Raw genomic sequence first — 8,231 nt, forward strand, 5'->3', positions numbered from 1 at the left:
CTCAAATGTTGTTCGGCGCGGTTATGGCCATCATCGGTACGTTCAACGCATCCGGCATTGCGGCGACACTCAGCGGAGGGTCGCCTCCTCCGCAGTATGCCGGCTGGCTCATTGTCGATCATGCGAACGATTTCGGATTCGTCCGTTATGAAATGGGATACGCCTCCGCGGTCACCGTCGTTCTGTTGTTTATCGTGATTCTGTTTAACAAGATCAGCTACAAATTATTCGGAGACCATAAGTAGTTTCCATTATTTCCTTTAGCGTGGTGAGAAGAGTTGATCAAAATTAACCCCGACAAATTGCATAGGGATCAATTAAGTTTCCATCTGGTTTTAACGGTTATGTCCGTTTTTATGGCCCTTCCGATCGTGTTTATCGTCAATCATGCGTTCAAGCCGTTCACGGAACTGTTTGCGTATCCGCCGACGTTCTTCGTGAACAGCCCAACGCTTGAAAATTTTCGTCTGTTATTTCATTTTTCCGCGGAATCGGGAATTCCGGCTTCGCGATACGTGTTTAACAGTTTGTTCACGACGACGATCGTCATTTTGCTGACTTTGCTCGTCAGCTCTGCGGCGGCTTACGCATTGTCGAAGCTGCATTTCAAAGGAAAATACACTTTTAATAAAATCAATACGCTGGCGCTGATGTTCGTTCCGATAGCCGTTGCCATTCCGCGGTTTCTAATTATTAAAAATTTGGGCATATTCAACACGTATCTCGCACACATCATTCCGATGCTGGCCATGCCGATCGGCATTTTTTTGATCAAGCAGTTTATGGATCAAATTCCGGACGATCTGATCGAGGCTTCGAAGATGGACGGGGCGGGCAATTGGCGGGTGTATTGGAACGTGATGCTGCCGCTTGTCAAGCCTGCCCTTGTTACGGTAGCCATATTGACGTTTCAGGCAAGCTGGGGCAATGTCGAAGGCTCGTCGATCTTTATGGATGACGAGTCGTTAAGAACCCTTCCGTTTTACATGAACACCCTGGTCGCCCAATCCGGCAATATCGTGGCCGGAGCGGGATTGTCGGCTGTGGCCGGCTTGGTCATGTTTGTCCCGAATCTGATACTATTTATTATTTTACAAAATAAAGTCATGGCTTCCATGGCGCATACGGGGATCAAGTAAGTATGAGAAAACTACAAGGTGTGCTGAATTTTTGCGGCAGTCGTGCTGGTTTATTTCGTTATGCCGCATGCGTATGCGGCTGCTGATGCCCCTTACTACACCTATACCAGCGACAGCGAAGGCTATACGATCAAGACGCAAGCCGCTTATACGCCGGGCGCGCAAATCAGCGTAATTAACGGCCAAAGGCTGGAGATGCCTGAGCACGTATTTGTCGACGATCAGGACTATGTCTATATTACGGACAGCGCGTTAAACAAAATTTTGATCTTGGACGGAAATTTTCGTTTTTATAAAGAGCTCGCCAGCAATAAGTTCTCCGCTATCAAAAGCACGTTTGTAACCGACCAATCCATCTATGTTGTCGATACGTCGGCAAATAAAATTATGATTTTCGACAAACTCTCTCATACACTGGTGCAAGAGATCGGCAAACCGGACTCGCCGATTTTCGCGGAAGGCTATGAGTTCGCTCCGACGCATGTTGCGGTAGATGTGAGGGGCAACATTTATGTGCGAAGCACCGGTTCCGTAAACGGTTTAATTATGCTGAACCGAGACGGAGAATTTATGACATTCTTCGGCGCCAATCCGTTAAAAGTCCCTTTGCTGGACCAATTGCGCTCTCTTTTTCTCACAAAAGTGCAGGAAGAGAAAGTGCAGAAAGTATTTTCCGATGTTCCCAGCAATCTTGCAATCGATAAGAAAGGATTTATTTATACGGTTACCTCATCCGTCGAAACCAATCCGATCAAGAAATTTAACGTATCGGGAACGAACTATTTCCCCGATCGAATGGTCGGAACCTTTTCCATGGAAAGCGTATGGATCGGCAATCATAACAACGTGTTCGCCGTCAGTGCGGACGGTTGGATTTTCGAGTATGACTCGTATGGTAATTTGTTGTTCCTGTTCGGGGGAAAAGACTTCAACTCCAGCCGGCTGGGCCTGCTGAACCGGCCTGTAAGCATGGCGTCCAATTCTGCGGACGAACTGATCGTCGTCGATCAGGGAACGAAAATCATTCAAACCTACCGCTCGACAGAGTTCGCCGATGCCGTTCACCAAGCGATGGATGCCTATCAAGACGGTGATTATCAAAAGAGTAAGGAGCTTTGGAAGTACACGCTCAAGTATAACTCGCTTTTTGACAAAGCCCGTATCGGTTTGGGCGACGCCTATTTCCGGGATGGAGATGCTGCCGCTGCCATGGAAGAATACCGGTATGCCAAATATAACCCGGGCGTATCGGAAGCTTTCTGGGAAATTCGCCAATCCTGGCTGCAAAACCACTTGAACATCGTATTTATCGTCTTCCTCGCCGTTTTGCTCGCTCATTATGTCCATAAATATTTGAACCGAAAGTACGGATACGGCCCGAAAATATCCGGTGCGTTCAGGAGCGTCAGAACAATTAAAATCGTGGACGATTTGCTGTATGTTTTTACTTTCTTAAAGCAGCCGCTGGAGGGATATTATCAAATCCAGTACGAAAACCGGGTGTCGAGGGTATCATCTACCGTTATCTATCTGCTGATCGTCATGCTGTTGATCGTACATTACGAATATGCCAGCCCGTTGTTCGTACAGAAGCAAGGGTACGTCGTGTATGAATTGGCAAGTATGGTCGGCCTTGCCGTCTTATGGGTGCTGTCCAATTACCTGATTTGCTCGATTGCTGACGGAGAAGGGAAATTCAGGGATGTCTACAACGCTACCGCTTACTCCTTGAGTCCGGTACTTGTGATCTTGCCGCCGCTCGTCCTGCTCAGCAACGGGTTAACGTTAGAGCAGTCGGTATTTTACCATTTGCCGGTTCAGGCGATGACGATCTGGGTCGCATTTTTAATGTTTTTCATGATCAAGGACATCCATAATTATGAAGTTGGCGAAACCGTGAGCGTCATTTTTAGAAGCGTCTTTACGATGCTCATTATCGGATTGTTCCTGTTTGTCTTTTATTCGATAGGCAGGCAGCTGCTTGGATTCGTGCATGACGTGTTTGCGGAGGCGAGCAAAAGATGGTAGTGAAAATATGGAAATACGGAATCGTATTTCTCATCTTGGCCATATTCGGCGTCAGCTGTTTGTTGGGTGATCGTCAGGATGTAAAATATGGATTGGCTGTAGCGCAAAGCAACTACGAGGACATTGCGGTGAACGACGGGACGAAAACATGCGCTGCCCATGCCGCCGAAGCGTCCGTTCCGGAAACCTTCAAAAAGGTGGCCGATAATGAGCAGCTTGAGCTTTATCTCGAGGAAGAGAGCGTTGCGATTGCCGTCAAAGACAAATGCAGCGGATATGTCTGGTTTTCCTATGACGTCGGTACGGACATGCAAGAGGCCGGATACAGCGCAGATATGATCGCTTATATCAAATCCGGCATATCGATCATGACGTACGACAAATTTACGCCCGGGCGAAGGACGATTCTGGGCGATAAGGCGGAAAAGACATTCCGATTGAGAGACGACGGCTTTACCGTAACGATTGATTTTACGAAGGCGCAGATCAAATTCGATATGGCCGTCACGCTGCGGCAAGGAGACGTCATCGTTCATATCCCGCGTGAAAGCATTCAGGAATATAATCCCAAGTTGTGGAAGCCGGGTAACGACGACATTTCATTAAGCGAGATTATTGTGTTCCCGTTCTTCGGGAGCGCGGCGTCCAAGGAAGACGGATATATCGTGATTCCTGACGGTTCCGGCGCAATGGTGAACTTGAATGAAACACCGAAGTATGCCACCGGATATTCGGCCCCCGTATATGGTCAGGATCCGGGATATGAAAATACGGTTGAGCTCAATCCCCGCCGAATTGCCGTCAAACCGCTGGAAAGGGTATCTTTGCCGATTTACGGGATGATTCACGATGCGGATCGTGCCGGCGTGCTCGTTATCGCGGAGAACGGCGCCAGTTACGCGACTTATAATTATGTGTCGAAAAATTTGCAAACGAACTATTATCAATCGTACTTCACTTACAACTATCGGACGGCCTATGCCCAGTTCCAAAGCAGGGTGAAAGAAGATCAGCACATCTTGGGATTTCAGGAGCAACCCAATCGATTTGACCTTGTCCAGCGCTACGTTTTTTGAACGGCAAGCAAGCCAATTATGTCGGGGTGGCGAAAGGTTTCCGGGATTTTCTGGTCAAGAAGGACGGCCTGGCAAAGAAAGCGGACAATACTCACGACAAGGTTCCGATGAAAATCGACTTTATCAATAACGAAATTACGATGGGAACGTTGGGGCTTGAAGATGTACCGGCGACCACGTACAAGCAGGCGCAAGAAATTGTCGGGACATTGGCGGACAAAGGATACGATCGTTTGAACGTTTCATTTAAAACATTCGTGAAAGAAGACCGGTCCTATCGTTTCAAAGTGATGAAACATCTCGGCGGGAGCCCCGCTTTTCAGGAGACGACGGAATATTTCGCATCCAAAGGCATCAAGTTTAGCTATTATGTCGACTATGCCAGATCTTATTACGAAAAAACGAGATATACAGCGAGCAAGTTGAACCGAAAAGACGCAAGTGTCCTGAATGAAAATAAATCGTTGTACAACTACTTGAATAATCCCAAATATTTCGAAGTGCTGGCGGAAAAAGACCTCGCCGCTTTCCAAAAATACGACATCGGATCGCTGGCATTGGACGGCTTCGGGACAAGCCTGTTTACCCATTACGATCATGGAACGATCGGTTATTCCAATGAGGGAATGGCATATGTGGAGCATCTCCTGCAGCTTCTGAACGATAACGGCATTCAAACCGCCCTTTATCAGCCTGATGCGTATCTCTACAAATATGTCAGCGAATATTACGACGCGCCGGTCGCTTCCTCCGAGCTGCTGTTCATCGATGCGACGATTCCGCTGGTGCCGCTCGTTTTAAGCGGTTATACGGACATGTATTCTTCGTATATGAATTTTTCGTCCAATGATGCCGATGCGGCGCTCAGGTTGATAGAGTTCGGCATTTATCCGTCGTTCGTCCTGACAGGCGAGTCGACATACGACATCAAACGAACCGCATCCAACGATGTCTATACTTCGGAGCTCGAATATTTGGAGGATCGGATCGATTTTTACTACTCCACCGTAAATCGCGCGTTAAAGGAAGTAGCGGGCCGCGAAATGATCGATCATACGATACTGGATGCCGGAGTGGTCCTGGTCGAATACGACAACGGAAGGAAAATCATTATGAATTACAACGGCTCGGATTATATGTATGAAGATGTGAAAATTAAATCAAAAGGGTTTGAGATTCTATGACAACTGTTTCCGCCGAAGCCAAAGTGCAAACGGGAAAGGTTAAGCCCGCAAAACGCCGCTTGAGCATAAAAAGCAAACAAGGCTTGACCGGCTTGCTCTTCATCAGCCCCTGGATTATCGGTTTCCTGGCATTTGTCGCCTATCCGTTGTACAGGACCGTGTTCATGAGCTTTCATAATGTTTCTTTCGGGCTCAAGACCGGCTGGAGATACAAATGGGTCGGCATGGACAATTACAGCAGAATTTTGCTGGAAGAGATCGACTTTGTCATCGAAGCTCAAAATTTCTTTGTCAGCACGTTGTTGTACGTTCCGGTCATTATCGCTTTGTCGGTCATCATTGCGCTCTTGCTCAATCGGAAAATAAAAGGAACATCGCTTTATCGTCTACTGTTCTTTTTGCCGATCCTGATTTTAAACGGCGAATTGATGGACAACATGAGCACGTACGGCGGGATGTCGATCGCGGCAAACCGTTTTATTCTGGAGACGCTCTTGATGATCATTCCTTCCAGCCATGCGGTGATGCTGATCGTCGACCTCTTCGAACTGATCGTTCAATTGTTATGGTACAGTGCCGTACCGATTTTGATTTTTTTGGCTGCGCTTCAGAAAATCAGCAAAGATATGTACGAGGCGGCGTCGATCGACGGAGCATCGCCATGGACTTCTTTCTGGAAAATTACCTTGCCGATGATTTACCCGCTGGTCAGCGTATGCGTCGTTTATGTGGTCGTTTTTCTGGCCAATTTCGAAGCGAACCCGATCAATACGATCATTATGGAGTCCAAGTATGACGGTTCCCGGCGCGAAGGCTACGCTTCCGCGCTTGCCATCCTTTATTCCGCCGTTCAGATCCTGCTGATCGCGATTCTCTATTATGCGACTCGCAGCAGAAGCTCGAAAGGGAGGTGACCGATTTGACGGGCACGTATTTACGCATCAAACATCGAATCATACTCCTTATGCCGACAGTAAGAAAAGCGTTTTTCGGAATGCAAATCAGCGACGGTCTCGTTTACAAAGCCGCAACCTATGCGGTGCTGACGGTATTCGGATTTGTTTTTTGTACCCGTTGCTCTACATGTTGTCCGTAAGTTTCATGTCGAACCTGGATCTGGTGGACAACACCGTCGAATGGCTGCCAACCGCTCTGTATACGTTTAACTTCGAAACGACATGGAGGGCGCTAAAGCTGCCGGGCGCTTTCGTTACGACCGCTTTGGTAGCGGGAGCTTCCACCGTAAGCGTCATCCTGTCTTCGGCGCTGATCGGGTATGGTTTGGCACGCTTCGCATTCAGAGGCAAAGTAATCGTGTTTGCGCTGCTTCTGTTTACCTACATCGTTCCGAAGACGCTGTTTTTCATACCGAGATTTCAAATTTTTACGGAGATGGGGCTGAAAGGCAATCTCGGGGCGTTGGTCGTACCGGCTTTAACCGGCCAAGGAGAGCAGGCGGCGCTTTTTATTCTCATTTTTTATCAATTTTTCAGAATGATTCCGAAAGCGTTGGAAGAAGCCGCATTTATCGACGGAGCGGGCGCCTTCCGAACGTTCTGGAACATTGCGCTTCCGATGGCCGGACCGGCTTTTATTATTACAGGCGTGTACGGCTTTTCGATCTATTGGAACGAAACGTTCTTAACCTCTTTTTATTTGGACGGGAAAATCCAAACGGTTCCGATGCTGCTGGGAGATTTGCAGGATACTTTCGGCGCGGCGGTGAATGCCGGCGGAGGGGGCGATTTCAGCAAAAATCCGAACCTGAATTTCACGGAAGCCAAAGCTTTTGCGGGGACTCTTCTTTCCATTATTCCGCTAGCGATCCTCTATTTGATCGTTCAACGGTGGTTTGTGGAAAGTATCGATAAGACGGGCATTACCGGCGAATAGCATAATAATCGAAGGGGCAGTCCCAGATGTGCGCGGACCATCTTGTGAGCAAAGCGTGCGGTGGGATATTCGGGAAGTTTCCCCGGCTCAAGGCCGTGCTTGTTGAAGGCGGCATAGCGTGGCTCAGCCAAGGCGCTGCACACCCAGGCGCCTTGGCTTAAGCAGCTGCTGAGCCAATACATCTGCGAGCACTGCTGCTTGTCGACGCAGCCGGTGGAGGAGCCGGACAATCCGCAACATCCGGTCGACCTGCTCAATAGGGCCGACGCTGTGGTCGCGATGGGCGATGCTGTGGTCGACGCCATGGGCGACGCTATGGTCGCGATGGACGACGCCGAGGTCGACGCCATGGGCGACGCTATGGGCGATGCTGTGGTCGGCGCCATGGACGATGCCGAGGTCGACGCCATGGACGGCGCCATGGGCGACGCTGTGGTCGCGATGGGCGACGCCATGGACGGCGCCGACAACATGCTGCCGCATTCGAGCAACTATCTGCACTGGGATTTCGACCCGCTGGCCTTTTGGCGGATGAGCCCGTAAACTAGGCACAAGGTGCTGTACAAAAAACGCCAGACAGCTTCTGCCGGTTGTAACGGCGCGGTACGGAGGGAACGATGAAGAGGGAGCGCGGCGGGTGCGACAGGTTCCTCTGGGGCGTGCTGCGCGACGGGCACGAGAGGTTGTCCCGGGGCCGCTGCGTAACGGGCATGAGAGGTTGTCCCGGGGCGTGCTGCGCGACGGTATTGAGCCGCCCGATTGCAGCCGACACCTGTTCGCTACCGTTTAGCCCTGAAAACTGTCGATACTGTTTAGCCCTAGCACTTGCTCGCTGCCGTTTAGCCTTAGCCGTTTAGCCTTAGCGCCTGCTCGCTGCTGTTTTCATTCGTGTTAAATCAACCAATCCTGCA

6 protein-coding genes and 1 pseudogene are annotated in these 8,231 nt (G+C 49.4%); all 7 read left to right on the plus strand.

The features are described 5' to 3' along the window. Nucleotides 1-5: 5 nt before the first annotated feature. The 7 genes and pseudogenes from PACILC2_RS27290 to PACILC2_RS19310 all read left to right on the plus strand — a co-directional run bounded on the left by PACILC2_RS27290 (nt 6) and on the right by PACILC2_RS19310 (nt 7,863). Nucleotides 6-245 carry an ABC transporter permease family protein gene (locus PACILC2_RS27290; protein ID WP_244863653.1) on the plus strand — a complete coding sequence of 80 codons (240 nt, stop codon included), beginning with the start codon at nt 6-8 and terminating at the stop codon, nt 243-245. Nucleotides 246-344: 99 nt separating this feature from the next. Next, a complete protein-coding gene (locus PACILC2_RS19280) occupies nt 345-1,139 on the plus strand; it encodes a carbohydrate ABC transporter permease (RefSeq protein WP_082655105.1) in 795 nt (264 codons plus the stop codon). 42 nt (nt 1,140-1,181) lie between these two features. After that, nucleotides 1,182-3,167: a YIP1 family protein gene (locus PACILC2_RS19285; protein WP_213530200.1), complete on the plus strand. Its 1,986-nt coding sequence runs from the start codon at nt 1,182-1,184 to the stop codon at nt 3,165-3,167. 368 nt (nt 3,168-3,535) lie between these two features. Beyond that, nucleotides 3,536-5,427 (plus strand): annotated as a pseudogene (locus tag PACILC2_RS27295) (DUF5696 domain-containing protein). An 83-nt stretch (nt 5,428-5,510) separates the two neighbouring features. After that, nucleotides 5,511-6,341 carry a carbohydrate ABC transporter permease gene (locus tag PACILC2_RS19300; RefSeq protein WP_244863654.1) on the plus strand — a complete coding sequence of 277 codons (831 nt, stop codon included), beginning with the start codon at nt 5,511-5,513 and terminating at the stop codon, nt 6,339-6,341. A 187-nt stretch (nt 6,342-6,528) separates the two neighbouring features. Next, on the plus strand, nt 6,529-7,320 hold the full coding sequence (locus PACILC2_RS19305) for a carbohydrate ABC transporter permease (RefSeq protein WP_213530206.1): 792 nt from the start codon (nt 6,529-6,531) through the stop codon (nt 7,318-7,320). A gap of 198 nt (nt 7,321-7,518) precedes the next feature. Further along, a complete protein-coding gene (locus PACILC2_RS19310) occupies nt 7,519-7,863 on the plus strand; it encodes a hypothetical protein (protein ID WP_213530208.1) in 345 nt (114 codons plus the stop codon). Nucleotides 7,864-8,231 lie beyond the last annotated feature (368 nt).

The sequence above is a fragment of the Paenibacillus cisolokensis genome, from assembly GCF_018403665.1.
GTDB classification, from domain to species: Bacteria; Bacillota; Bacilli; order Paenibacillales; family Paenibacillaceae; genus Paenibacillus_AH; species Paenibacillus_AH cisolokensis.

Coding starts and splice junctions, on each gene's coding strand:
- PACILC2_RS19280 (WP_082655105.1), top strand. CDS start 345: ATGTCCGTTTTTATGGCCCTTCCGATCGTGTTTATCGTCAATCATGCG.
- PACILC2_RS19305 (WP_213530206.1), top strand. CDS start 6,529: ATGTCGAACCTGGATCTGGTGGACAACACCGTCGAATGGCTGCCAACC.
- PACILC2_RS27290 (WP_244863653.1), top strand. CDS start 6: ATGTTGTTCGGCGCGGTTATGGCCATCATCGGTACGTTCAACGCATCC.